Source organism: Actinomadura meyerae, from assembly GCF_900188445.1.
Taxonomy (GTDB): Bacteria; Actinomycetota; Actinomycetes; order Streptosporangiales; family Streptosporangiaceae; genus Spirillospora; species Spirillospora meyerae.
Genome location: NZ_FZOR01000026.1, coordinates 67177 through 90243 on the forward strand (window position 1 = coordinate 67177; position 23067 = coordinate 90243).

The window sequence follows — 23067 nt, forward strand, 5'->3', positions numbered from 1 at the left end:
GCCCGGCGCGGATCACTCCTGGACGAGGCGCCCGTCCGCGATGGTCGCCCGGACGTCGCCCGCCGACGGTCGGCGCAGTGCCTCATTCAGCGGGACGTGCAGCAGCACCAGGTCGGCGGCCCCGCCGACGGACACCTTCCGGGGAAGTCCGCCGGGGTCGTCCGGCGCGGTGAGGAGGGAGCGCAGGGCGGCAGCCGCCGGAACGGTCTCGTCACGCCCGACGACCGTGCCCGAGCGGGCCGTGCGGTCGGCGGCGGCTGCCATCACGGCCCAGGGGTCGAGCGGCCCGTAGGGCGCGTCACTGGACAGCCCGACCGGTACCCCGGCGGCGAGCAGGCTCCGGTACCGGTACAGGTCGGGCACGTCGGCGGCCGGTACGTCGCGGAGGTAGTCGTCCCCGCGGTCGGCGAGGAACCCCGGCTGCGTGACGACCCGCAGCCCCCGCTCCGCCAGGTCCGCCACGGTCTCCGGCGGCACGAGCGCCGCGTGCTCGACGCGGTCGCCGTTCAGCGTCCCGGTCTCGTCGAGGGCGGCGAGCAGGAGCAGCAGCGCCTCACGGGTGACGCAGTGCACGGCGACAGGCCGGCCATGGCCGTGCACGAGCCTGATCCGGTCGGCCAGGTCATCGAGGGCGGGCAGCCCCGAATCCGCAAGGACGATCTTGTAGGGGCCGGTGCCGAGCCGCGGGTGCGGGCCCGTCCGGGCGTCCGGTGGCAGGCCCAGGAGGTGGACGCGCTGGGGGAGCGACCCGTCGCGCACGGCGGCTTCGATCGAGGCGGCCGCCTCCGCGCCGAGGTCGGGTGTCGCGTCGGTGACGGCGGTGACGCCCAGCCGCGCCAGTTCCCGTCCCACCGCGCCCAGGTCCACCGGACGCGCCGCCGGAAGGCGCGTGCGCAGCCAGCCGTCGGCACGCCAGAGCCGCCCGGTGGGACGCCCCGCCGCGTCCCGCTCGATGCCGGGATGGCCGGCGGAGGCGAGGCCGGCCGCGCGCACGGCCGCCGAGTTGAGGATCCACAGTGCTCCGCTGCGGTGCTGGACCCGCACCGGCCCGTCCGGACGCAACGCGTCGATCGCGGCGGCGTCCAGGTCACCGGCGACGCTCTCGGCGTAACCGGTGCCGCGCACCCACCCGTGCCCGTCCGGGACGGCGTCCCGCAGCGCCGCCGCGAGCCCGTCGGGACCGGTCACCTCGGGCGGCCCGCACGGGACGGAGTGACGCCGCGCCGCCAGGGCGTGCAGGTGCAGATGGTGGTCGCACAGGCCGGGGAGCAGCGCGCCGCCGCCGCACTCCAGGGCCCGCTCGCCGGGCACCCGCGCCAGCCCGCCGCCGATCTCGGCGATCAGGCCGCCCGCCACCCGGACATCGGCGCGCTCCGACCCGCCGATCTCGGCGTCCCGCAGCAGCAGCCCGCTCATGGGACGGTGATGCCGAGGCCGGCCAGCACCTCGGCGGTGTCCCGTCCCATCGCGGGGGCCGTGCCCGACGGCTCGCGCCGGACCGGCTCAGCGACCGGAACGCCCTCCACGGACCAGGACCCGCCGCACCGGACGGCCTCCGGGCCCGCCACCGGGCCGTCGTCCGGAAGCGTCGCGGCGACGACGCCGGCCATGGCCACGTCCCACAGGACGCCGCCTCCACCGGGCGGCTCGGACGCGGCGAGAGCGGCGGCGGCCAGCCCGGTGAGGGGGTCGGCGACGGCGTCGCCGCAGAACAGCGGGGCCAGGGCGCGGTCGCGGCAGACGAGGCCGGCGGCGGCGGCCACGTCGTCGCCGAAGCCGATCCGGTCGTGTGCGCGCCCGTAGGCCGTGATCGACACCCAGGTGGTGCCGGCGCCGGCCGCGGCCTCCGCGTCGAGGCCGAACCGGGCCAGCGCGCGTGGGCGGGACGCCTCGATGACGATGTCGGCCGCGGCCACGAGCGCCTCCAGCGCGCGGCGCCCGGCGGGCTCCGCTGGATCGAGCACCACCGAGCGGTGCCCGGCGTGCAGCAGGTCGTAGAAGCCGGGATGGCCCCGGCGCGCGCCATCCGGGCGGCCAGGGGTCTCGACCTTGACGACGCGGGCCCCGGCCGAGCCGAGCAGGTGCGCGCACAGCGGCCCCGCCCACAGCGCGCTGAAGTCGACCACCAGCGCGCCTTCCACCGACCGGGGCGCGGGCGGCGCGGGGACGCGCGCCGGCCATCCCGCGACGGGCCCGGCGGCGACCCCCAAAAGCTCGGCTCGTTCCGCCAGATCCGCGCCGGTGTGCTCGCGCAGCCACGGAATGAGCACCGGCCACGGGTCATCGTCCACGGGGCCTCGGCGAGGGCTCCGAGGAGCGCCGGATCGCCGGGCCGCGCGCAGGACACGGCGGCCCACCCGTCCGCCGTGCGGAGCAGCCGGCAGGCGCCGCCCGCCGAGGTACGGCCCCGGCGCCGGTGCCCGGTGAACGCGGCCCGCTCCGACAGCAGGCGCGCGCCGTCCACCCCGAAGCGCTCGCCCAGCCGGGCGGCCACCGCCGCCGCGTCGCCCGGCGGCACGAGGGGCGGTCCGTCGGCGGTGCCGCACAGCGGGACCACCCCGGATCGCGCCCAGCTCGCGTGCGCCTCCGGCCCGCCCATCGGCGGCGACGCGTCCCCACCCGCAGGCATGGCCCGACGATACACTCCGGGCCCGTGCGCATCTCCGTCGCCGACCTCGCCGCCGGTGCCGCCGACCTGCCGCCGCTCGCCGCCGACGGCTCCGTCCTCGACCCGCTCGTGACCGTGGAGCTGGGACCCGCCGACCCCGCGACCGCGGCGCGGGCGGCCCGGCGCGCCCTGGACTGCGACCGCATCCTGGTGGGCGTCGGCACCGGGGACCCGGGACTCGTCCGCGCGCTGGACCTCACGCTCGGGCCGGGCGGCCGGGAGACCGTCGACGATCCGTCGGCGCAGGACGCGCTGCGCGACGCCGCCGCCCGCAACCCGCACGCGTCCCTGATCCTGCGCGACGTCCTGCGCGCCACGGAGGGCATGCCCGCCGCTGCGGCGCTGGACGTCGAGTCCTACGCCTACTCCACGCTCCTCGGCGGGCCGGAGTTCGCACGATGGCTGTCCGCCCGCGGCCCGCGCCCGCTCCCGCCCGACGTGGCCGAGCCCGTCCTGGTGACGCGCGACGGCGGCCATCTGTCGATCACCCTCAACCGGCCGGAGCGGCGCAACGCCTTCGGCCGGCAGCTGCGCGACGCCCTGGTGGACGCCCTCACCGTCGCCGCGTCCGACGAGGGGGTCACTCGCGTGACCCTGCGGGGCGCGGGCCCCGCGTTCTGCTCCGGCGGCGACCTGGCCGAGTTCGGCAGCGCCCCCGACCTCGCGACCGCCCACCTGGTGCGCACCAGGGGAGGCGCGGGCCGCCTCGTCCACCGCCTGGCCGGCCGCGTCGAGGTCCGCGTGCACGGCCCCTGCGTCGGCGCGGGCCTGGAGATCCCCGCCTTCGCCGGCCGGGTCACCGCCCACCCGGACACGACCTTCCGGCTGCCCGAGGTGCCCATGGGCCTCATCCCCGGAGCCGGCGGGACGGTGAGCGTCCCGCGCCGCATCGGCCGCTGGCGCACCCTCTACATGGCGCTGACCGGTGCGCCCGTCTCCGCCGCCACGGCGCTGAGCTGGAACCTGATCGACGCCGTCCAGCCCTGACGGGGCGCTGCGGCCGGCCCTCGGAGACTCACCGCGGTGGCTCGAAGGCGCTGAGCAGGAGCGCCTTGGCGACCGGTACGCGGTTGGCGGCCTGCCGGGCGACGGCGGACTGCGGCGACGCGTAGACCGCCTCGGTGACCTCGGCGCCGGTGAGGCCGAACTGCCGGTAGATGCGCCGCCCGAGCGGGGACTCGGCGTCGTGCACCGCGGGCAGGCCGTGCATGAACCGCGCGTCCGGCCGGCCGGTGGCCCGCAGGAGCTGGCCGGTGACGCGGTAGGGGACGAGGGCCTGGACGCGCGCGAGCAGACTGTCGAACGGCAGGTCGCGCGTGACCCACGCGGCGGTGTGGACGAAGCCCGCCCCGGCGACGGCGTCGCGGGCGTCGGTGGTGACGAGGATGCGGGCGCCGCTGCGGCGCGCCAGGTCGTGGACCCGGCTGAGGACGCCGGCGGGCGGGCGCATGTGGGCGGGGGCGGCGATCCGCACGTCCATGCCGAGGCTCGCGCCCGTGGTGAGCAGGGACGCGGCGATGGGGGCGCGGGCGTCGCCGGTGAAGCAGAAGGCGATGCCGGCGAGGTCGCCGCCGTCCAGTCGCGCCCCGCTCAGTTGTGCGCCGTCCAGTTGTGCGCCGCCCAGTTCGGCCATGGTGAGGATGTCGGCGGCGGCCTGGAGAGGGCGCCAGGAGTCCGTGCCGAGGTTCCACACCGGCACGGTCGCCGCCCGCGCGAGCCGGTCGAGGTCGGCGTGCCCGGTCCCGGCGTAGGCGATGCCGTCGAAGTCCCGGCTCAGCGCCCTGGCGGTGGCGGCGGGCGACGTCCGGGCGGACGACGCGGGCAGCACGGCGGTGCGGGCGCCAAGCTCGGCGGCCGCGGTCTCGACCGCGCGGCGGGTGCGGGCGGCGGGCCGGCCGAGCACCAGGGCGATCTTCCTGCCCCGCAGTGGCTGCGCGCCGGGCCCGCCGAGCCGCCCGGCCTTCAGCCCGGCCGCGAGCGACAGCAGCTCCCTGACCCGGCCGCCGTCCATGTCGAGGCCGGTGAGCAGTGGCCCGGTACGTCCGAGCTCTTGGAGAGTGGTGGTCATTGCGGGCTCCTTCAGAGGCAAGGCGTGCCCCAAGGCTTGCTCCGCACGGTGTTGAACCGCGCCGGGGAAGGCCCTGGTCGATGCACTGGGTCCCGCGTGCACCCGGGAGGGCCTGGGTGTCGGCCAGTGATGCCCCCAGGCGCGATGGCCCGGCGCGGTGAGCAGGCTGTCCGCATGACTGCTTACGCCGAGCCATTCACTCGCCCGCTTCCTCGTGAACAGCGTCCGGGCGTCACGGTGACCCGTGACGGACTCCTGCGGATCGCCACCTCCCTCAGCCCCTTGCTGCTTCGGCTTGAGGGCGAGGCCGACCTGTCGAACCGGGAGCTGCTTGCCGCCGCCCTGCGCACCATGACCGCTCCCGGACCGTCGGATCTGCACGTCGACCTGGGCGGGCTCGCCTTCATCGACGTCGGCGGCGTCGTGCTCCTGCACCGTGCCGAGCAGGTCCTGATCCGGCAGGGGCGGCGCCTGCGGATGCACGGCGTTCCGCCCGTCGCCCGCAAGACCATGCGCCTGCTCGGCTGGGAAGCATCCGCCGTGGAAGGAGCTGCGGCGTGACGCACGCCGATGTGCGCGGGCGCGCGCTCCAATGCCTCGTCACCGTCGGCCGGGCGGGGCCGCGCCGCCGCCAAATGCCCGGTCATGGCGGTGGCGTGACCCGCTGATGGAATGCCGCGCTTTTCCTTAATGAATTGGTGTGAATGCCGCTGAGGGCACGGCAATTGCTGGAGCCCGCCGTGAATCCATGGTCATATGAAAACGGCCTGGCAAGATCACCTCTGATGTGAAACGGAAGAGCCGAGTATGAGACGTGGGATGCTTCGCGCCGTCGCGCTGATCGGGGTCGCCGCGGCCGCGGCGTCGGCCGGGCCCGCCCTGGCGGCGCCCCACCGTCCGAGGGCGGTCCTGGTCGAGGAGTCGTTCACCGGAGCCGCCGCCGACTCCCGCTTCGTCGGGTACGGGGCCGCCTGCCTGACGGGCGCGCGGCGCGGGGGCCCGGTGGCGGAGGCCGCGAACCACCCCCTCGGCGGATGCCACCCGGACCCGGAGGGCCCGGTCCCGCCGGTCGGTGCGGCGCCGCACGGGTACCTCCAGCTCACCGACGCCCATCTCGAGGAGACCGGCGCGGTGATGTTCGACTCGCCGGTCCCGGCCGGCGACGGCCTGGAGGTGACCTTCGAGCAGTGGCAGTACGGCAACACCACGCGGGTCCCGGCGGACGGCATCGCGTTCTTCCTGACCGACGGCGCCAGGAGGCTCACGACGCCCGGAGCCTTCGGCGGCAGCCTCGGCTACGCCCAGAAGCTGCCCGACGGCGACCCCGGCGGCCAGTTCGTCCCGGGCGTCGACGGCGGGTACCTCGGGATCGGGCTCGACGTCCTGGGCGACTACTTCGGCGACGGGGAGGAGCGCGGGAACGGCTGCGTGCGGCGCTCCCCGGCGGGGACGAGGTTCCAGGCGCCTCCTCCGGGGCCCGGCCTCGTGACCGCCCGCGGTCCGGGGGACGGCATCGAGGGGTACTGCTTCCTCGACGCCACGACGGCCAACAAGAGCGCCACCGGCCCATGGCCGTCCTCGCTTCCCGGCAAGCTCCACGGCGCTCTGCGGCAGATGCCGCCCCAGGTCACGCCGGCGCGGGCGGAAGCCCTGCTGGAGCCGGCGAAGCGGACCGTCCGCCTCGTGCTGCCGCCCGGCCCCGACCCGGTGGTCACGGTCGACATCGACTTCCAGGACGGCAAGGGCTTCCAGCGGGTGCTGCGGTTCCCCGCGCCGGAGCCCGTCCCGAGCACCGTCAGGTTCGGCTTCGCCGCCTCCACGGGACCGCTCACCGACGTGCACCTCATCCGGAGAGTGGAGCTGCGCTCCGTCCGCTGACCTGCCGCCGCGACCGGGCCCCGGACGCCTCCTCCCGCGAGGCGCCGCGATGCCGGGGGAGCTCCACCGCGACGCGGAGGCCCCCGGCGGGGCGCGGGGCGAGGGTGAGCGTTCCGTCGTGCGCCTGGGCGATGGTCTTGACGATCGCCAGGCCCAGGCCGACGCCCGCGTGATCGGTGTGGACGCGTTCGGTGCCGCGTTGGAACGGCTCGGTGAGCGTCGGCACGCGCCGCTCACTGATCTCCTCACCGGTGTTCTCGACCGTGAGGACCACCGTGCCGGGGCGGACGCTCGTCGTGACCCAGGCGCCGCCTCCACCGGGCAGGTTGTGGACGATCGCGTTCTGCACGAGGTTCGCGGTCAGCTGCAGCAGCAAGGCGTGCGACCCGGTGGTGGGAGCGATGTCGCCAGAGGTCTCGACGGTGACGCCGTGCTTCTCGGCCAGGGGGAGGAGTGCCTCCACGGCCTCCTCCGCCACCAGGGAGAGATCGACGTCCTCCCGGGCGAAGGAGCGCTGGTTGGCCCGGCTGAGCAGCAGGAGCGCCTCGGTGAGGTCGATGGCCCGGCTGTTGACGGCGTGGAGGCGGTCGATGGTCTCGCCGGTGCCGCGGCCCGGGTCGCTGCGGGCCACGTCCAGCAGCGTCTTGGAGATCGCGAGCGGGGTGCGCAGCTCGTGCGAGGCGTTGGCGGCGAACCTCTGCTGCTCCGCGACGTGCGCTTCGAGCCGGGCGAGCATCGCGTCGAAGGCGTCGGCGAGCTCCCGGAACTCGTCCGCGCGGCCCGGCAGCCGGATCCGGTGGGAGAGCGACCCGGCCGCGGCCAGGCGGGTGGCGCCCGTGATGCGGGTCAGCGGGGCGAGCATGCGCCCGGCGAGCATCCACCCGCCCGCGATCCCGAACAGCAGCAGGAAGGCCATCACCGCGGCCGCCCGCGGGGCGAAGACGCGCAGCAGGTTCGACCGGACGGGGAAGACGCCGGTCTCGTCGGTCCCGGCGGGCAGGAGGAGCGCGCGGTCGGGGACGTAGCGCAGCAGGAACACCCACACCGCCGCGAGCAGCAGCGCACCCGCGAGCATGAGGAACGCGGCGTAGCTCAGGGTGAGCTTGAGGCGGACGCTCGGACCGGGGAGCCTATCCACGCCCGCCCCCCTGGCGCCCGGCCTCCGGTTCGGCGGAGATGCGGTAGCCGACGCCCGGCACGGTGGCGATGACCCAGGGCTCGCCGAGCCGCTTGCGCAGCGCCGAGACGGTGATGCGGACCGCGTTGGTGAACGGGTCGGCGTTCTCGTCCCACGCGCGCTCCAGCAGCTCCTCGGCGCTGACGACGCCGCCCTCGGCGGCCACGAGGACCTCGAGCACCGCGAACTGCTTCCTGGTCAGCGCGACGTAGCGGCCGTCCCGGAAGACCTCCCTGCGGAACGGGTCCAGCCGCAGGCCGGCGATCTCCCGGACCGGGGGCCGGCTGTGTGACCGCCTGCGGTCGAGGGCCCGGAGCCGGAGTACCAGCTCGCGCAGATCGAACGGCTTCGTGAGGTAGTCGTCGGCGCCGAGCCCGAACCCGGTGGCCTTGTCGTCGAGGCGGTCGGCCGCGGTCAGCATCATGATCGGCATGCCGGTCCCGGACGCGACGATGCGCCGGGCGATCTCGTCGCCGGACGGTCCGGGGACGTCGCGGTCGAGGACGGCGATGTCGTAGGCGTTGACGGTCAGCAGCTCCAGTGCGGTGTCGCCGTCCCCCGCGATGTCGGCCGCGATCGCCTCCAGGCGGAGGCCGTCGCGGATCGCCTCCGCCATGTAGGGCTCGTCTTCGACGATGAGCACACGCATGCCGCCGATGCTACGAAAGGGCGCATATCGTCGGTGTATGTAAAACCGCATACGCGCCGGCAACACCGCGCCGCCTTGACTGGCCGCATGTCATGGAATCCGCCGGCGGTGACCGGTGAGCCGGCAGTGACCGATGCGCCGGTAGTCACCGATGAGCCGGCCGTCACCGGTGAGCACAGCCAGACGATGACGCGGGTGGCGACCGCGGATACCGGGCAGGCCGCCACCGGTCGCCCGGACACCGGCCCCGCCGACCGGCGCGCGGCCGTCCGCCGTACCGCCCGCCGTGCGATCCGCCTCGTCTCCCGGCCCGGACCGTGGAAGCGCGGCCCGGTCCTCTCCGCGCTGGCGCTGCTGCTCGCCCTGCTCATGCTGCTGCACGCGAAGATCCCGAACCGGGGCATGAACATCGGCAGCCTGGTGGAGACCGTCCTCCCGTGGTTCGGCCTGTTCGTCCCGGTGCTGCTCGGGGCGGCACTGTGGCGCTGTTCCGCCACGGCCGTCGTCGCGCTGGCGCTGCCGGTCGCCGTATGGCTGAACCTCTTCGGCGGGCTGCTCGGCGACCGGTCCCACCCCGGCGGCGACCTCGTGGTGGTCAGCCACAACGTCGGTGCGGGCAATGCCGACCCGGTCGGCACGGCCCGCGCTCTGGCCGCCTCCGGGGCGGACGTCCTGGCACTGCAGGAACTGACCGAGCAGGCCAAGGGCACGTACGAGAGAGAACTGGCGGAGGCGTATCCGCACCACACGGTGCGGGGGACGGTCGGGCTGTGGAGCAAGCTGCCGCTGTCGGACACCCGGCCGGTCGACATCAAGATGGACGCCGGCCCGCTGGGGGAGGCCAAGCCGGTCGAAGCCAAGATGACCTACGACCGGGCGTTCCGCACCACGGTGGCCACCGACCACGGGCCGCTGGCGGTGTACGTGGCCCATCTGGGGTCCGTGCGGGTGAACCCCAGGGCCGGCTTCTGGACCACCCATCGGAACAGGGGCGTCCAGGCGCTGGGTGAGGCCGTCGCCTCGGAGCGGAACCCGCGGAAGGTGCTGCTCGGCGACCTGAACGGCACCCTGGACGACCGAGCGTTCGACGCCCTCACGTCCCGGATGAGTTCGGCGCAGGTCGAGGCCGGGGACGGTTTCGGGTTCACCTGGCCGGCGGCGCTGCCGATGGTCCGGATCGACCAGATCCTGGTCGGGGGCGTGCATGCGCGGAGCGCGTGGTCGCTGCCGCCCACGGGCAGCGACCACCTGCCGGTGGCCGCCGCGATCGGCTGGTGAGGACGATCACCGGCCGCCGGAGGGCACCGCCGAGTCGGCCGCCCCTCCGGCGGGCACCATCCGCACGAGGGCAACGCCCGACGAAGCGGAGAGGGAGGCAGGCCGATGATCGAGATCGTGCCGATCGAGACGCCCGCGCTGGGGGACCGCAGCTACTTCGTCACCGACGGCGAGGTCGCGTTCGCCGTCGACCCGCAGCGCGACATCGACCGGGTGCTCGCCCTGGCCGAGGCCCGCGGGGTCCCGGTCACCGACGTCTTCGAGACCCACGTCCACAACGACTACGTGACCGGCGGGCCGGCGCTGGCGCGGGCGACCGGCGCCACCTGCCACATCAACGCCGCCGACGCCGTGGTCTTCCCGCACGACGCGGTGGCCGACGGCGACGTGATCGGGGTCGGGACGCGGATGCGGGTGCGGGTCCTGGCGACTCCGGGCCACACCTTCACGCACCTGGCCTACGTCCTGGAGGCCGAGGGCCGCGCGCCCGCGGTGTTCACCGGCGGGTCTCTGCTCTACGGATCCACCGGGCGCCCGGACCTGCTCGGACCGTCCCACACCCTCGACCTGGCGGCCGCCCAGTACGGTTCCGCGCAGCGGCTGGCCGGCGAGCTGCCCGACGACACCGAGATCTTCCCCACCCACGGGTTCGGCAGCTTCTGCTCGGCCACCCAGTCGAAGACCGACGCGTCGACGATCGGGCAGGAGAAGCGCGCCAACCCCGTGCTCACCCTGCCCGAGAAGCAGTACGTGGACTCGCTGCTGGCGGGCCTGGACGCCTGGCCGGCCTACTACGCCCACATGGAGGGGATCAACACCGCCGGGCCCGAGGCGCCGGACCTGTCGGAGCCGCGCCGCGCGGACGCCGCCGAACTGCGGCGCCGCATCGAGGCCGGGGAATGGGTCGTCGACCTGCGGACCCGGACGGCGTTCGCGGCCGGGCACATGCCGGGGACGCTCAACTTCGGGCTGGACGGCAGGTTCGCGACCTACCTCGGCTGGCTCGTCCCGTGGGGTACGCCGGTGACGCTGCTGGGGGAGACGCCCGAGGACGTGGCGGACGCCCAGCGCGAACTGGTCCGCATCGGGATCGACCGCCCGGCGGCGTCGGCGACCGGCGGCCCGGAGCGCTGGACGGGCGGGGAGGCCCTCGGCTCCTTCCCGACGGCGTCGTTCGAGGACCTGGCGGCCGTCCGGCACCACCGCCCGGTCGTGCTCCTGGACGTGCGCCGCGACCTGGAGTGGGACGAGTCGCACATCGACGGCGCCGTGCACGTCCCGCTGCACGACCTGCCGCGCCGCCTGGACGAGGTGCCGGGCGGCGAGGTGTGGGCGCACTGCGCGAGCGGCTACCGCGCCGCGATCGCCGCCTCGCTGCTGGCCGCCGCCGGGCGCCGCGTCGTCGCTGTCGACGACGAGTACGCCGCGAGCGCCCGCGCGGGCCTGCCGCTCACCGCCGCCTGACACCGGGACGGCGGGAACGGCGTCAGAACTCCCGGCGGACGCGCGTCCGCCGGACCAGCGCCACGGCACCGCCCACCAGGAGGATCGTCACGAGCCCGGCGAAGCCGGCCGCAGCGACGATCAGCCCGGTGCTCCGGGCGGGCTTCGCCGCGGACGTGCCGGCCACCGGACTGGACGGGGCACCGGCCCCGGGCGGGGCGCTCGGACTGGACGAGGCTTCCGCACCGGCCGATCGGCTCGGCGCGGCGCGCGCCGAGGCCGGATCGTGGCCCGCCGGCCGCCCGCGGGCGGCGGTGAACGTGACGTCGGAACAGGAGTAGTAGGTGTCCGGTGTATCGGACGTCTGCCAGATCGTGTAGATGACGTGGCGCCCCGTCTTGCCGCGCGGGAGCCGCCCGGCGAAGACGTAGGCCCCGTCGCGCCGCGGCGGATCCGTGGCCTTCAGGAACGGCTCGGGTTCCAAGTCTGACCAGGTCAGCGGGCGGGTGGGACGGTAGCCGTCCCGCGTGACGTACAGCCGGAAGCCGCCCCGGTGCGGGATCGACACCCGGTAGCGGAAGGTGTGGCGGGCCGCGGCGGCCAGCCTGGTCGCGGGCCAGTCGGCGCGCGCCAGGTCCAGCCCGCGGAACCGCTCGATCCCGGCGCTGCACAGCCTGCCGTCCGGGATCATCCGGCGGTCGCGGCCGCGCACGTTCGGCACGCGCAGCTCGTCCCATTCGGCGAGTGCCGCGCCGCTCACCCTCGCCGCGGCCCTGCAGGCGGCGCTCGCCCGGACGGCGCCGCGGCCCGGTTCGCAGCCGGTCGCGCGGCTCGGCGGACTCTCCGTCGCCCCGTGGGCGCGGGCGGGGGAGACCGGGACGGCCGAACCCAGCAGGATCCCGAGCACGGCCGCGACGCTCGGTGCACGAGCACCCATCCTCAGCACGCTCAGAACGGCCCCCTCGGATCGGCGACGCCCACGAGTACGCAGCCGTGTCCGCGGCGGGTTCACCCGGCGTCCGCACCGGCCCGGGAAGGGCGGTCTCCGGCGCCCGCGGCCTTGGGTCGCAGACCCCCGCAAGCCCTTTCCAGCAAGGCGTCGACGCGCCCCGGAAGCTCCCCCGGAACCGGCGTTGGCGCAGGTCCGGAGGACGGGATGTCGCCGGGGACCCCTTGACACCGAGCGTGGCGCACGTCACGGTGTACGACATTAACTGACGCATCAGTCAAACAACAACGGAACGGGAGGGTCGATGAAGACCACCAGGTTGCTCGCCATCGCGTCGGCAGCGGGCTTGGCCGTCGCCTTGAGCGCCTGCGGCGGCGGCTCGGGCGCCTCCGATTCGTCGCTCACGGTGACCATGTGGGGCGGGGCGGCCCAGAAGGCGCACGTCGACTCCTACTTCACCCCCTGGGCCAAGACCAAGAACGTCACGATCAAGCAGGACTCGCCGACCGACTACGCCAAGATCAAGGCGCAGGTGGAGGCGGGCAAGGTCAGCTGGGGCCCGACCGAGGTGGAGCCGAACTTCGCGAACACCGCGTGCGCCGCCGGGCTGCTGGAGAAGCTCCCGCAGGACATCCTCGACAAGGCCAAGGCGACGGGGGTCGCCGAGAGCCAGCTCGGCCCGTGCGCCATCCCGATCCTCCAGTACTCCTTCACGATCGCCTACAACTCGAAGACCTTCTCCGGCGCGCACCCGACGACGTGGGCCGAGTTCTTCGACACGCAGCGCTTCCCCGGCAAGCGGGGCTTCTGGAAGTACGCGACCGGCGGCATGTTCGAGGCCGCGCTGCTCGCCGACGGCGTCAAGCCCGACCAGCTCTACCCGCTCGACATCGACCGGGCCTTCCGCAAGCTGGAGTCGATCAAGCGCGACATCGTCTTCTTCGACACCGGCGACCAGATGACGCAGATGCTCGCGAGCGGCGAGGCGCCCCTCGTCCAGGCGTGGAGCGGGCGCATCTTCCAGGCGCGGCAGGCCGGGGAGAAGGTCGCGAACGAGTGGAAGGACAACCTCGTCTCCTACGACCAGATCGTCGTGCCGAAGGGGTACCCGAACAAGGACCTCGCCTTCGAGTGGATGCGCTGGTTCCTCGACAACCCCAAGGCGCAGGCCGCTGACGCCGAGGCGTCGATCTACGGCCCGGCCAGCGAGAAGGCGCTCGACCTGGTGCCGGAGGCCGTCCGCAAGGAGCTGCCCGGCTTCCCCGCCAACGCGCAGGGCTCGGCCGGGCTCGTGGACTACGGGTACTGGGCCGAGAACTACGACGGTGTGACCGAGCGCCTCAACGCGTGGATCGCCAAGTGACGTCGGCGGCGGCCGGCTCGCCGGCGGGCAGGGCGCGGGGGCGCCCCCGCCCGCTGCGGGTGCCCGGCTGGACGCGCTTCGACGGATGGGGCGTCCTGGTCCTGCCGCTGCTGGCCTTCCTCGTCCTGGTGTTCGTGGTGCCGCTCGCCGTCATGCTGTCGCGCAGCCTCACCGACCCGGCCGTCGGCCTCCAGAACTACCGCGACGTCTTCGCCAACTCCGTCTACCCGCGCGTCCTCGGCAACACGTTCCTGATCGCGACGATCGTCACGGTGGTGACGCTCGCGCTCGCCTACCCCTACGCCTACCTCATGACGCTCGTCGGGCCCGGCTGGCGGATGGTCATGATGGGGCTGGTCCTCGTCCCGTTCTGGACGAGCATCCTCGTGCGCAGCTTCGCGCTCGTCCTCTTCCTCCGCGACACCGGCGCCTTCAACGAGACCCTCCAGTCGCTCGGTCTGGCCGACCAGCCGATCCCGCTGATCCGCACGCTCACCGGTGTCGTCTTCGGCATGGTGCAGGTCGCGCTGCCCTTCGCGGTCCTGCCGATCTACGCGACCATGCAGGGCATCGACCGGCGGCTGCTCCAGGCGGCCGAGTCGCTCGGCGACCGCCCGTCCGGCGCGTTCTGGCGGGTCTTCGTGCCGCTCAGCGCGCCCGGGGTCGCCGCGGCGGTGCTGCTCACGTTCGTCCAGGCGCTCGGGTACTACATCACCCCGGCGCTGCTCGGCGGGCCGAAGAACACGATGATCGGCGAGCTGATCGTGCAGCAGGTCAGCACCGTGCTCCGCTTCGGCTTCGCCGCGGCCCTCGCGACCATGCTCCTGCTCACCACGCTCGTCTTGCTCGTGGTGGCGGGACGGTTCGTCGACCTCCAGAAACACCTGATGCGGCAGCCATGACAAAGATCCTCACCCGTACCGGGCTCGCGGTCCTCGCCGCCCTCGTGGGCGTCTACCTCGTCCTGCCGGTCCTCATCGTCGTCCCGATGTCGTTCTCGGACAGCTCGTACCTGTCCTTCCCGCCCGGCGAGACCTCGCTGCGGTGGTTCCGCAACATCCTGGACGACCCGGTCTGGCTCGACTCGGCCCTCGCGAGCCTCAACGTGGCGCTCCTGTCGTCGGCCTGCGCGGTCGTCCTCGGCGTCCTCGCGGCCCTCGCCCTGGTGCGCGGCCGCCTCCCGTTCCGCAACACGATCATGGCGGTGCTGCTGGCGCCGCTGATCGTCCCCTACGTCATCGTCGGCCTGGCGGCCTACATCGCCTTCCTGGAGCTCGGCCTCACCCAGACGACGCTCGGCTTCGTCCTGGTCCACACGTGCCTGGCCGTCCCCTACGTCGTGATCAACGTCGTGGCGGGGCTGGTCTCGGTCGACCGGCGCCTCGAGATGGCCTCGATGAGCCTCGGCGCCGGACCGGTCGGCACGTTCTTCCGGGTGACCCTCCCGCTCATCCTCCCGAGCGTGCTCGCCGGCGGGCTGTTCGCCTTCTTCATCAGCTGGGACGAGGTCGTCACCGCGATCTTCCTGTCCGGCCCGGAGATGACGACCCTCCCCGTCCAGATGTGGTCCGGCATCCGGGTCCAGATCGATCCCACCGTCGCGGCCCTCTCGACGCTGGTGCTGATCGTCATCTTCGGCTCCTTCACCGTCCTCGGCCTGACCCGGCTGGTCCGGCGGTTCACCGGCCGCCGCACCGCACGCCCCGCAACGAACACAGGTGCATGACATGACCGCAGCCCTCAAGACGACGCCCGCCCCGGCGTCGACCGGCGCCCCGATCTCCATCGGCGCGGTGAGCAAGCAGTACGGCGACAACACCGTGCTGGAGGCCGTCGACCTCGACGTCCGGGCGGGCGAGTTCCTGACCCTGCTCGGCGCGTCGGGCTCGGGCAAGTCCACCCTGCTGAACATCGTCGCCGGCTTCACCCGGCCCACGTCCGGGACCGTCGAGGTGGACGGCCGGGACATCACCGCCCTGCCGCCGCACAAGCGCGGCTTCGGGATGGTGTTCCAGCACTACGCGCTCTTCCCGCACATGTCGGTCGCCGACAACGTCGCCTACCCCCTCAAGCGGCAGCGGACCCCCAAGGCGGAGATCCGGCGGCGGGTGGCCGAGACCCTCGACCTCGTCGAGCTCGGCCACCTCGGCGGGCGGCGCCCGGACGAGCTGTCCGGCGGCCAGCAGCAGCGCGTGGCCCTCGCGCGGGCGATCGTCTTCCGGCCCCGCGTCCTGCTGATGGACGAGCCCCTCGGCGCGCTGGACAAGCTGCTCCGCGAGCAGCTCCAGCTGGAGATCCGGCGGCTCCACCGGGAGATGGGCATCACCTTCGTCTTCGTCACGCACGACCAGGACGAGGCGCTCACGATGTCCGACCGCATCGCCCTCCTGCGGGAGGGGAGGATCGTCCAGCTCGGCACGCCCGAGCAGCTCTACGCCGAGCCGAACAGCCGCTACAGCGCGGAGTTCGTCGGCGCCTCGAACGTCTTCACCGGCACCGTCCGGGGCGGGGCCTTCGTCGACGCGGACAGCGGCCGGAGCTTCCGGCTCGACGGGGCCGCGGACGAGGGCGCCGCGTCGCTGCTCGTCCGGCCGGAACGCCTCGGCATCGCCCTCGCCGGCGCCCCCGTGCCCGACACCGCCGACCGCGTCGAGGCGATCGTGGAGGACTGCATCTACCTCGGCAGCAGCCGCACCGTCCAGCTGCGCACGGACGCGGGCCGCCGGCTGGTCGCCAGCACCGAGGTCCCCCGGACCTCGGACGGTGTCGCCCCCGGGGCGCGGGTGAACGCGTACTGGGACGTCCGCGACGCCCGCGTCCTCGACTGATCCGGTGACCCGGAAGGAGTGAGCAGCATGGCAGTGATGACGGGCGGCGAGGCACTCGTCGCCGCGCTCGCCGCGCACGGCGCGGACACGGTCTTCGGGATCCCGGGGACGCACAACCTCACGGTCTACGCGGCCATGGCACGGCACGGGATCCGGCACGTCTCGCCGAGGCACGAGCAGGGCGCCGGCTACGCCGCGGACGGGTACGCGCGGTCGTCCGGGCGGCCGGGCGTCTGCCTGACGACGACCGGCCCGGCGATCCTGAACGCGGCCGCCGCCGCGGCGCAGGCGTACTCGGACTCGGTGCCGGTCCTGTTCGTCTCGCCCGGGATGCCGCTGCGCCACCCGGGCCGCGGCAACGGCCTCCTCCACGAGGTCAAGGACCAGAGCGCCGCGATGGCGGCCGTCCTCGGCCGCAGCCACCGGGTGGCGAGCGTCGGGGAGATCCCGCTCGCCGTGGCCCAGGCGTGGACGGACCTGACCTCGGGACGCCCCCGGCCCGTCCATCTGGAGATCCCGCTCGACCTGCTCGAAGAGCGGGCGGAGGTGACCGCGGCCGGTCCCGTCCCGGCCGCGGACCGCATCCCGGCGGCGGAGGCGGTCGACGCCGCCGCGGCGGCGTGCGCCGCCGCGCGGCGGCCGGTGCTGGTGGTCGGCGGGGGAGCGGCGCGGGCCGGCGGCGAGGTGGTCCGCCTGGCGGAGGCGGTCGGCGCCCCGGTGGTGTCCACCGCCAACGGCAAGGGCGTCGTCCCCGAGGACCACCCGCTCTTCGTGGGCGCGGGCCTCCAGCACCAGTGCGTCCTGGACCTGATGGACGACAGCGATCTCGTCATCGCGGTGGGAACCGAGTTCGCCCCGTCCGACTGGTGGATCGGGCTCCCCGACCTGTCCGGCAAGGTGCTGCGCGTCGACGTCGACCCGGCGCAGATCGTGACCAACGTGATCCCCGAGGTGTCGCTCGTGGGGGACGCCGCGCTCGCGCTCCGCGCCCTGCTGGCGCGGACCGGCGCCGCGGGCGCCGAGGGCCCGGCGGGCCCGGCGGCGGAACGGGCGGCGCGGTGGCGGGCCCTGCACCGGGCGGCCGCGCGGGACGAGGGCGCGCCCTGGCTGCCGATCGTCTCCGCGATCGCCGAGGCGCTGCCCCGCGACGCGATCGTGGCGTCCGACAGCGCGATGGCCTGCTACTACGGCGCGCTGTCGAACCTCCCCCTGCACCGGCCGGGCGGCTTCCTCTACCCGACCGGCGGCGGCACGCTCGGCTTCGGCCTCCCGGCGGGCATCGGAGCCAAGATCGCGCACCCGGGCACCGCCGTGCTCGTCCTGCAGGGCGACGGCGGCACGATGTTCACCGTCGCCGAGCTGGCGGCGGCGGCCGAGCTGGGGATCGCGCTGCCCGTGGTCGTCGTCGACAACGGCGGCTACGGCGAGATCCGCAACGAGATGGCGGACCGGGACGAACCGGTCCACGCCGTGGCCCTCGGCGGGCCCGACTTCCCCGCGCTGGCCCGCTCGCTCGGCTGCCACGGCGTCCGGGCCGGCGACCCCGCCGAGCTGACCGGCGCGATCAAGACCGCTCTGGAGGCGGACCGGCCCACACTCATCCACGTCCGCGAGGAGAGCCGCGCCGCGAGGGGCATGGCGTCCGCGAGCGACACGGTGTCCGCGAGGGGCACGGCATGAGCGGGCCCGTCGCGGTCTACACCGACGTGGTCGACACCGACCCCGGCCCCGGCGCGGCGCTGCTGGAGCGGGCCGGGTTCACGGTGCGGTTCGCACGCTCGCCCGCACCCGACGACATCGCGGCCGCCGCCGCGGACGCCGACGCGCTCCTGCTCGGCTACGCCCGCGTCGACCGGCCGCTCCTCGACGCGCTGCCCGGCGTCGGCCTGGTCGCCACGCAGTCGGCCGGCTACGACATGGTGGACCTGGACGCCTGCCGCGAGCGCGGCGTCTGGGTCGCCAACGTCCCGGGGGCCGCCACCGAGGAGGTCGCCTCCCACGCCCTCGCCATGACGCTCGCCCTCCTGCGCGGGCTGCCCCGGCTGGACCGCGACGTCCGCGCCGGGGTGTGGGACGGGACCCGGCACGACCTGCGGCGGCTCTCGGACGTGACCGTCGGCGTCGTCGGGCTCGGGCGGATCGGGCGCCGCTACGCCGGCTTCGTCCGCCCGCTCGCCGGCCGCGTCGTCGGGCACGACCCCGCCGCCGCGCCCCCGGACGGCGTCGAACCGCTGGATCTCGACGCGCTGCTGGCGTGCAGCGACGTCGTCAGCCTGCACCTGCCGCTGACCGAAGGCACCAGGGGGCTGCTGGACGCCCGGCGGCTCGGCCTCATGCCCGAGGGCGCGTCGCTGGTGAACGTGTCGCGGGCGGGCCTCGTCGACCACGGCGCGCTCCTGCGGTGCCTGGACGGGGGCCGCCTGTCCGGTGCCGCCCTCGACGTGCTGCCGCGGGAGCCGCCCGAGCCGGACGACCCGCTCGTCCGCCACCCCCGGGTGCTCGTCACGCCGCACGCCGCGTACCTGTCGGCGGCCAGCACCCGCGACTACGTCCTCGAACAGGCCCGCAACGTCGTCGAGTGGCACGCCCGCGGCCGGCCCGTCTCCGCCGTCCTGGAAGGGCGGCCGGGCGGACCGCGCCCGCGGCCGGGACCGGCGCTGGACTGAGCCGCGGCCGTCTGACAACCTGATCATTCACAGCACACGAGGTGAGAACGGATGCCCCGACCGAGCGTCGTCGCCGAGCGCCGCGACCAGATCCTGAGGGCGGCCTGCGAGGTCGTCAGCGAGCGGGGTTACAAGGCGCTGCGCGTGACCGACGTGGCCCGGCGCGCCAAGATCAGCACCGGCTCCGTCCACTACTACTTCGAGACGAAGCGCGACCTCGTGCACGCCGCGTTCGAGTACAACTTCGCCCGCTCGCTGGAGCGCCGCAAGCAGATCCTGGACCGGCATCCCAACGCCCGGGAGCGGCTGCGCGCGTTCGTCGACTCCTACCTCCCGCACGACGAGGAGACCGCGGCGGCCTGGCGCGTGTGGGCGGAGACCTGGGTCGAGGCATTGCACGACCCCGACCTCCGCGAGCTCAACGAGCGGATCTACGGGGAGTGGCGCAGCGTGATCGCCGAGATCATCCGCGCCGGGCAGGCCGACGGGCTGATCGTCGAGGGTGACCGGCTGCTGCTCGCCAACGCCCTGGTCAGCATGATCGACGGCCTGGCGATCCAGGCGCTCGTCGGGTCCCGGCACATGACGATCGAGCGGATGCGCAGCGTGTGCGACCACCTGCTCGCGACGATGTCGACCGAGCCCGCCCGGGCCGCCACCGGCTGACCTGGCCCCGCGCCCGCACCCGGCCGGCCCGCACCCCGGTCCCGCACGCCGGACGCCCCGCGCCTGGACGACGCGCGGTCCGGCCGCGGATCACCTTGACAGCCCGCAGCGCCCTGTTCCACGATCACCACGAACATAACTGACTGATCAGTTAATTTTCATCGGGAGCCCCTCCATGTCCTTCGACCTCACCGACGGGATCGCGCTGAGCGACGAGCAGCGCGAGTTCGTCACGCTCGCCCGCGACTTCGCCCGCAACGAGATCCGCCCCCGCTCGCGCGCCATCGACGAGGCGGACACCGAGGCCCCCATGGACCTGTGGGCCAAGGCCGCCGAGATCGGCCTCGCGGCCTACATGCTGCCCGCCGAGTACGGGGGCGGCGGCGTGACCGACCTCGTGACCCAGTGCCTCGTCCAGGAGGAGTTGTGCCACGGCGACATCGGCATCGCCAACTTCCTCACCTCCAGCTCGTTCTTCGCCGACCCGATCCTGTCCCTCGGCAGCGAGGAGCAGAAGCGCAGGTGGGTCACCCCGCTCACCGGCTCGGCGCCGCCGGTGACCAGCGTCGCCGTCACCGAGCCCGGCGTGGGGTCCGACGCCGCCGCGCTGCAGACGCGCGCGGTCCGCGACGGCGACCACTACGTCCTCAACGGGTCCAAGACGTGGATCTCCAACGCCCCGCTGTCGCAGTACTTCGTCGTGTTCGCCACCGTCGACCCGGCGCTCCGCTCGCGCGGGGTGACCGCGTTCGTCGTCGAGCGCGACCGCGAGGGCCTCACGGTCGGCGCGCCCATGAGGAAGTACGGCCAGCGCGGCACCCTGAACGCGGAGGTCTTCCTGGAGGACGTCCGCGTCCCGGCCGAGAACCGGCTCGGCGAGGAGGGCAAGGGCTTCTACGGGCTCATGCACACCTTCGACGCGTCCCGGATCCTCATCGGGGCCGCCGCCACGGGGCTGGCCCGCGCGGTCCTGGAGGACGCCGTCCGGTACGCGAAGGAGCGCGTCCAGTTCGGCAAGCCGATCATCGAGCACCAGGCCGTCGCCTTCCGCCTCGCCGACATGGCCGCGAAGACCGACATCTCCCACCTGGTCACCATGCGGGCCGCGCGGCTCTACGACGCCGGCGAGCCGGTCACCGCGGCCTCGGCCATCGCGAAGCTGACCGCGTCGGAGAACGCGACGTGGGTGGCCGATGCCGGGCTGATGACGCACGGCGGCTGGGGCTACTCGCGCGAGTTCCTCATCGAGAAGTGGCTGCGGGACGCCAAGCTGGAGGAGCTGGAGGAGGGCACCTCCGACATCCAGCGCCTCATCATCTCCCGTGCCGTGGCCGGGCGATGAGCGGCTCCCTGTCGGTCTTCTCCGACCCGAAGTCGGTCGCCGTCGTCGGCGCCTCGCCCGACCCCGCGAAGTGGGGGTACTGGATCGCCCGCGGCGCGCTGCGCGGCGCGCACCGGCGGGACGTCCACCTCGTCAACGCCAAGGGCGCCGCCATCGAGGGCGTCCGGTCGGCCCGGTCGCTCGGCGAGCTGCCGTCCGTGCCTGAGCTGGTCGTGCTGGCCACCCCGGCGCGGACCGTCCCCGCCGTCGTGGACGAGGCGCTCGCCCTCGGCGTCAAGGGGTTCCTCGGGATCACCGCCCACATCGACCTCGCCAACGGCGAGCCCGGGCTGGAGCGCCGGCTCGCCGACCGGATCCGCCGCGCCGGCGCCCGGATCGTCGGCCCGAACTGCCTCGGCCTGTACGACGCGGAGGCCGAACTGGAGCTGGCCTGGGGCACGTTCGCCCCCGGCGGCATCGCGATCGTGTCGCAGTCCGGGCAGCTCGGCCTGGAGATCGCCGGTCTCGCGGCCCACGCGGGGCTCGGCGTCTCCCGGTTCGTCTCGGTCGGCAACCAGGTCGACGTCACCGCGGCCGACCTGCTCGCCGACCTCGTGGCGCACGACGCCACCCGGACCGTCGTCCTCTACCTGGAGAGCTTCGGCGCGGGCCGCGACCTCGTGGACGTCATGGCCCGGCTCCGCGCCGCGGGGAAGCGGGTCATCGTCCTCACCGTGGGCGCCAGCGACGCGAGCCGGGCCGCGGCCCGGTCGCACACCGGCGCGCTGACGGCCTCGACCGACGTGGTCGCGGCGGCCTGCCGGGCGGCCGGCGCCGTCCTCGTGGAGACTCCCGCGCAGGCCATCGACCTCGCGCACCTGCTGGCCGGCGGGCCGCTCCCGGCGGGCGACCGAGTCGCGATCGTCAGCGACAGCGGCGGCCAGGGCGCCCTCGCCGCGGACGTGACGGCCCGCCACCGGCTCCGCGTGCCCCCGCTCTCGGACGCGACGCGGGCCGCCGTCGCCGCCCTGCTGCCCGACGGCGCCGGGGCGGCCAACCCGATCGACCTCGCCGGAGCCGGCGAGCAGGACCTCGACACCTACGCGCGCGTCGTCGACGTGCTGCTGCGGAGCGGCGAGGTGGACGCGGTCGTCCTGTCGGGGTACTTCGGCTGCTACGGCGCCGACACCCCGACGCTCGTCGAGCGGGAGCTGGAGGTGGCCGCGTCGCTCGGGCTGTCGGTCGCCGAGCACGGGCGCCCGGTCCTCGTGCACAGCATGAGCCACGACTCGGAGGCGGTGCGGGAGCTGCGGACCCGGTCGGTCCCCGCGCTGTTCACCATCGACGCGGTGGCGCGGTCCCTGAGGCTCGCGGTCGAGCTCGTCCGCTCGGAACCGGCGGGGGAGGGGCCCGGGCTCGCCGTCCCCGCCGCGCCGCTCGGCGGTACCGGCGAGGCGCTTCCCTACCTCGCGGGCCGCGACCTCCTCGCCCGCGCGGGCCTCGACTACCCTCGCGCGGTTTCCGTCCGGACCCCGGAGGACGCCGCCGAGGCGGCGCGGGCCATGGCGGGCCCCTTCGTCCTCAAGGCCGGCTGGCTGGAGCACAAGACGGAGGTCGGCGGCGTGGCGGTCGGCCTGCCCGACCCGGACGCCGTGCGCGCCGCCCTCGCCGACATGGCCGGCCGGCTGGGCGAGGGCGACTACGTCCTGGAGGAGATGGACACCCGCGCGGACGCCGTCGAGCTCATCGTCGGCGCCCGCCGCGACGACGCGTTCGGCCCCGTCGTCCTCGTCGGGCTCGGCGGGGTGCAGGCCGAGGTGTACCGGGACGTCGCGCTCGCGCTCGCGCCCGTCACCGCGGCCGAGGCCCGCCGGCTCGTGGAGTCGCTCGCCGGGCTGCCCCTGCTCACCGGGTTCCGCGGCCGCCCGCCCGCCGACCTCGACGCGGTCGCCGAGAGCGTCGCGGCCGTGTCCCGCCTCATCGCGGCGGACCCCGCCGTCGCCGAGTGCGAGGTGAACCCGCTGCGCGCCGGGCCCGGCGGCGCCGTCGCCGTCGACGCCCTCGTGCTCGCCGCCGTGCCGCAGGATCCGCCCCCGTCCACCGACCAGTGAGG

Annotated in this window: 21 protein-coding genes; 14 read left to right on the forward strand and 7 right to left on the reverse strand. The window is 74.7% G+C overall.

Going from position 1 to position 23067, the window contains the following annotated elements; all coding sequences use genetic code 11:
* Window positions 1–12: 12 nt before the first annotated feature.
* The gene (locus CHF16_RS24735; protein ID WP_089328516.1) at window positions 13–1416 is read right to left on the reverse strand and encodes an amidohydrolase family protein; all 1404 of its coding nucleotides are present in this window, start codon (window positions 1414–1416) and stop codon (window positions 13–15) included.
* Window positions 1413–2291: a CoA transferase gene (locus CHF16_RS24740; RefSeq protein ID WP_218826818.1), complete on the reverse strand. Its 879-nt coding sequence runs from the start codon at window positions 2289–2291 to the stop codon at window positions 1413–1415. Before CHF16_RS24740 ends, CHF16_RS24735 begins: the two co-directional genes overlap by 4 nt.
* A gap of 362 nt (window positions 2292–2653) precedes the next feature.
* Here CHF16_RS24740 and CHF16_RS24745 point away from each other — a divergent pair, with 362 nt between their 5' ends.
* Window positions 2654–3655 carry an enoyl-CoA hydratase/isomerase family protein gene (locus tag CHF16_RS24745; RefSeq protein ID WP_218826819.1) on the forward strand — a complete coding sequence of 334 codons (1002 nt, stop codon included), beginning with the start codon at window positions 2654–2656 and terminating at the stop codon, window positions 3653–3655.
* A gap of 28 nt (window positions 3656–3683) precedes the next feature.
* Here the strand turns inward: CHF16_RS24745 and CHF16_RS24750 are convergent, their stop codons facing one another.
* Window positions 3684–4736, reverse strand: a complete 1053-nt coding sequence (locus tag CHF16_RS24750; RefSeq protein WP_089328517.1) for a Rossmann-fold NAD(P)-binding domain-containing protein — start codon at window positions 4734–4736, stop codon at window positions 3684–3686.
* A gap of 174 nt (window positions 4737–4910) precedes the next feature.
* On the opposite strand from CHF16_RS24750, the gene CHF16_RS24755 reads away from it, so the two are divergent.
* Window positions 4911–5297, forward strand: coding sequence for an STAS domain-containing protein (locus tag CHF16_RS24755; protein ID WP_179271686.1), 387 nt, complete (start codon window positions 4911–4913; stop codon window positions 5295–5297).
* A gap of 258 nt (window positions 5298–5555) precedes the next feature.
* Window positions 5556–6614: an L-type lectin family protein gene (locus CHF16_RS24760; RefSeq protein ID WP_089328519.1), complete on the forward strand. Its 1059-nt coding sequence runs from the start codon at window positions 5556–5558 to the stop codon at window positions 6612–6614.
* Here CHF16_RS24760 and CHF16_RS24765 read toward each other — a convergent pair.
* Entirely contained in the window at window positions 6580–7752 is a 1173-nt protein-coding gene (locus CHF16_RS24765; RefSeq protein WP_089328520.1) for a sensor histidine kinase, read from the reverse strand. The two genes, CHF16_RS24760 and CHF16_RS24765, sit on opposite strands and share 35 nt — an antisense overlap.
* The gene (locus CHF16_RS24770) at window positions 7745–8440 is read right to left on the reverse strand and encodes a response regulator transcription factor (RefSeq protein WP_089328521.1); all 696 of its coding nucleotides are present in this window, start codon (window positions 8438–8440) and stop codon (window positions 7745–7747) included. The genes CHF16_RS24765 and CHF16_RS24770 overlap by 8 nt, the downstream gene beginning before the upstream one ends.
* 126 nt (window positions 8441–8566) lie before the next feature.
* Here CHF16_RS24770 and CHF16_RS24775 point away from each other — a divergent pair, with 126 nt between their 5' ends.
* Both CHF16_RS24775 and CHF16_RS24780 read left to right on the forward strand, forming a co-directional pair.
* Window positions 8567–9718: an endonuclease/exonuclease/phosphatase family protein gene (locus tag CHF16_RS24775; RefSeq protein ID WP_245869162.1), complete on the forward strand. Its 1152-nt coding sequence runs from the start codon at window positions 8567–8569 to the stop codon at window positions 9716–9718.
* A gap of 105 nt (window positions 9719–9823) precedes the next feature.
* Window positions 9824–11182, forward strand: coding sequence for an MBL fold metallo-hydrolase (locus tag CHF16_RS24780; RefSeq protein WP_089328522.1), 1359 nt, complete (start codon window positions 9824–9826; stop codon window positions 11180–11182).
* A 22-nt stretch (window positions 11183–11204) separates the two neighbouring features.
* Here CHF16_RS24780 and CHF16_RS24785 read toward each other — a convergent pair whose 3' ends face one another.
* On the reverse strand, window positions 11205–12098 hold the full coding sequence (locus CHF16_RS24785; RefSeq protein ID WP_089328523.1) for a lytic polysaccharide monooxygenase auxiliary activity family 9 protein: 894 nt from the start codon (window positions 12096–12098) through the stop codon (window positions 11205–11207).
* A 285-nt stretch (window positions 12099–12383) separates the two neighbouring features.
* Window positions 12384–12515, reverse strand: coding sequence for a hypothetical protein (locus CHF16_RS41930; protein WP_281259392.1), 132 nt, complete (start codon window positions 12513–12515; stop codon window positions 12384–12386).
* A 7-nt stretch (window positions 12516–12522) separates the two neighbouring features.
* Between CHF16_RS41930 and CHF16_RS24790 the strand changes: the two genes are divergently transcribed.
* From CHF16_RS24790 to CHF16_RS24830, 9 genes are all read left to right on the forward strand, one after another.
* Window positions 12523–13473 (forward strand): ABC transporter substrate-binding protein, encoded by a 951-nt coding sequence (locus CHF16_RS24790; RefSeq protein WP_245869170.1) that lies wholly within the window; start codon window positions 12523–12525, stop codon window positions 13471–13473.
* Window positions 13470–14375, forward strand: coding sequence for an ABC transporter permease (locus CHF16_RS24795; RefSeq protein ID WP_089328525.1), 906 nt, complete (start codon window positions 13470–13472; stop codon window positions 14373–14375). Before CHF16_RS24790 ends, CHF16_RS24795 begins: the two co-directional genes overlap by 4 nt.
* A complete protein-coding gene (locus CHF16_RS24800; RefSeq protein ID WP_089328526.1) occupies window positions 14372–15199 on the forward strand; it encodes an ABC transporter permease in 828 nt (275 codons plus the stop codon). Before CHF16_RS24795 ends, CHF16_RS24800 begins: the two co-directional genes overlap by 4 nt.
* Window position 15200: 1 nt before the next feature.
* The gene (locus tag CHF16_RS24805; protein WP_089328527.1) at window positions 15201–16301 is read left to right on the forward strand and encodes an ABC transporter ATP-binding protein; all 1101 of its coding nucleotides are present in this window, start codon (window positions 15201–15203) and stop codon (window positions 16299–16301) included.
* 27 nt (window positions 16302–16328) lie between these two features.
* The gene (locus tag CHF16_RS24810; protein ID WP_089328528.1) at window positions 16329–17981 is read left to right on the forward strand and encodes a 5-guanidino-2-oxopentanoate decarboxylase; all 1653 of its coding nucleotides are present in this window, start codon (window positions 16329–16331) and stop codon (window positions 17979–17981) included.
* Window positions 17978–18967: a C-terminal binding protein gene (locus CHF16_RS24815; protein ID WP_089328529.1), complete on the forward strand. Its 990-nt coding sequence runs from the start codon at window positions 17978–17980 to the stop codon at window positions 18965–18967. Before CHF16_RS24810 ends, CHF16_RS24815 begins: the two co-directional genes overlap by 4 nt.
* Window positions 18968–19018: 51 nt before the next feature.
* Window positions 19019–19633 carry a TetR/AcrR family transcriptional regulator gene (locus CHF16_RS24820; protein ID WP_089328530.1) on the forward strand — a complete coding sequence of 205 codons (615 nt, stop codon included), beginning with the start codon at window positions 19019–19021 and terminating at the stop codon, window positions 19631–19633.
* A 175-nt stretch (window positions 19634–19808) separates the two neighbouring features.
* Entirely contained in the window at window positions 19809–20975 is a 1167-nt protein-coding gene (locus CHF16_RS24825) for an acyl-CoA dehydrogenase family protein (protein ID WP_089328531.1), read from the forward strand.
* On the forward strand, window positions 20972–23065 hold the full coding sequence (locus tag CHF16_RS24830; protein WP_089328532.1) for an acetate--CoA ligase family protein: 2094 nt from the start codon (window positions 20972–20974) through the stop codon (window positions 23063–23065). The genes CHF16_RS24825 and CHF16_RS24830 overlap by 4 nt, the downstream gene beginning before the upstream one ends.
* The last annotated feature ends 2 nt before the right edge of the window (window positions 23066–23067 follow it).

Excerpts from the sequence above, each read along its gene's own strand:
- CHF16_RS24735 (WP_089328516.1), bottom strand. The coding sequence starts at position 1,416 with ATGAGCGGGCTGCTGCTGCGGGACGCCGAGATCGGCGGGTCGGAGCGC.
- CHF16_RS24750 (WP_089328517.1), bottom strand. The coding sequence starts at position 4,736 with ATGACCACCACTCTCCAAGAGCTCGGACGTACCGGGCCACTGCTCACC.
- CHF16_RS24755 (WP_179271686.1), top strand. The coding sequence starts at position 4,911 with ATGACTGCTTACGCCGAGCCATTCACTCGCCCGCTTCCTCGTGAACAG.
- CHF16_RS24760 (WP_089328519.1), top strand. The coding sequence starts at position 5,556 with ATGCTTCGCGCCGTCGCGCTGATCGGGGTCGCCGCGGCCGCGGCGTCG.
- CHF16_RS24770 (WP_089328521.1), bottom strand. The coding sequence starts at position 8,440 with ATGCGTGTGCTCATCGTCGAAGACGAGCCCTACATGGCGGAGGCGATC.
- CHF16_RS24780 (WP_089328522.1), top strand. The coding sequence starts at position 9,824 with ATGATCGAGATCGTGCCGATCGAGACGCCCGCGCTGGGGGACCGCAGC.
- CHF16_RS24785 (WP_089328523.1), bottom strand. The coding sequence starts at position 12,098 with ATGGGTGCTCGTGCACCGAGCGTCGCGGCCGTGCTCGGGATCCTGCTG.
- CHF16_RS24790 (WP_245869170.1), top strand. The coding sequence starts at position 12,523 with ATGTGGGGCGGGGCGGCCCAGAAGGCGCACGTCGACTCCTACTTCACC.
- CHF16_RS24800 (WP_089328526.1), top strand. The coding sequence starts at position 14,372 with ATGACAAAGATCCTCACCCGTACCGGGCTCGCGGTCCTCGCCGCCCTC.
- CHF16_RS24805 (WP_089328527.1), top strand. The coding sequence starts at position 15,201 with ATGACCGCAGCCCTCAAGACGACGCCCGCCCCGGCGTCGACCGGCGCC.
- CHF16_RS24810 (WP_089328528.1), top strand. The coding sequence starts at position 16,329 with ATGGCAGTGATGACGGGCGGCGAGGCACTCGTCGCCGCGCTCGCCGCG.
- CHF16_RS24815 (WP_089328529.1), top strand. The coding sequence starts at position 17,978 with ATGAGCGGGCCCGTCGCGGTCTACACCGACGTGGTCGACACCGACCCC.
- CHF16_RS24820 (WP_089328530.1), top strand. The coding sequence starts at position 19,019 with ATGCCCCGACCGAGCGTCGTCGCCGAGCGCCGCGACCAGATCCTGAGG.
- CHF16_RS24825 (WP_089328531.1), top strand. The coding sequence starts at position 19,809 with ATGTCCTTCGACCTCACCGACGGGATCGCGCTGAGCGACGAGCAGCGC.
- CHF16_RS24830 (WP_089328532.1), top strand. The coding sequence starts at position 20,972 with ATGAGCGGCTCCCTGTCGGTCTTCTCCGACCCGAAGTCGGTCGCCGTC.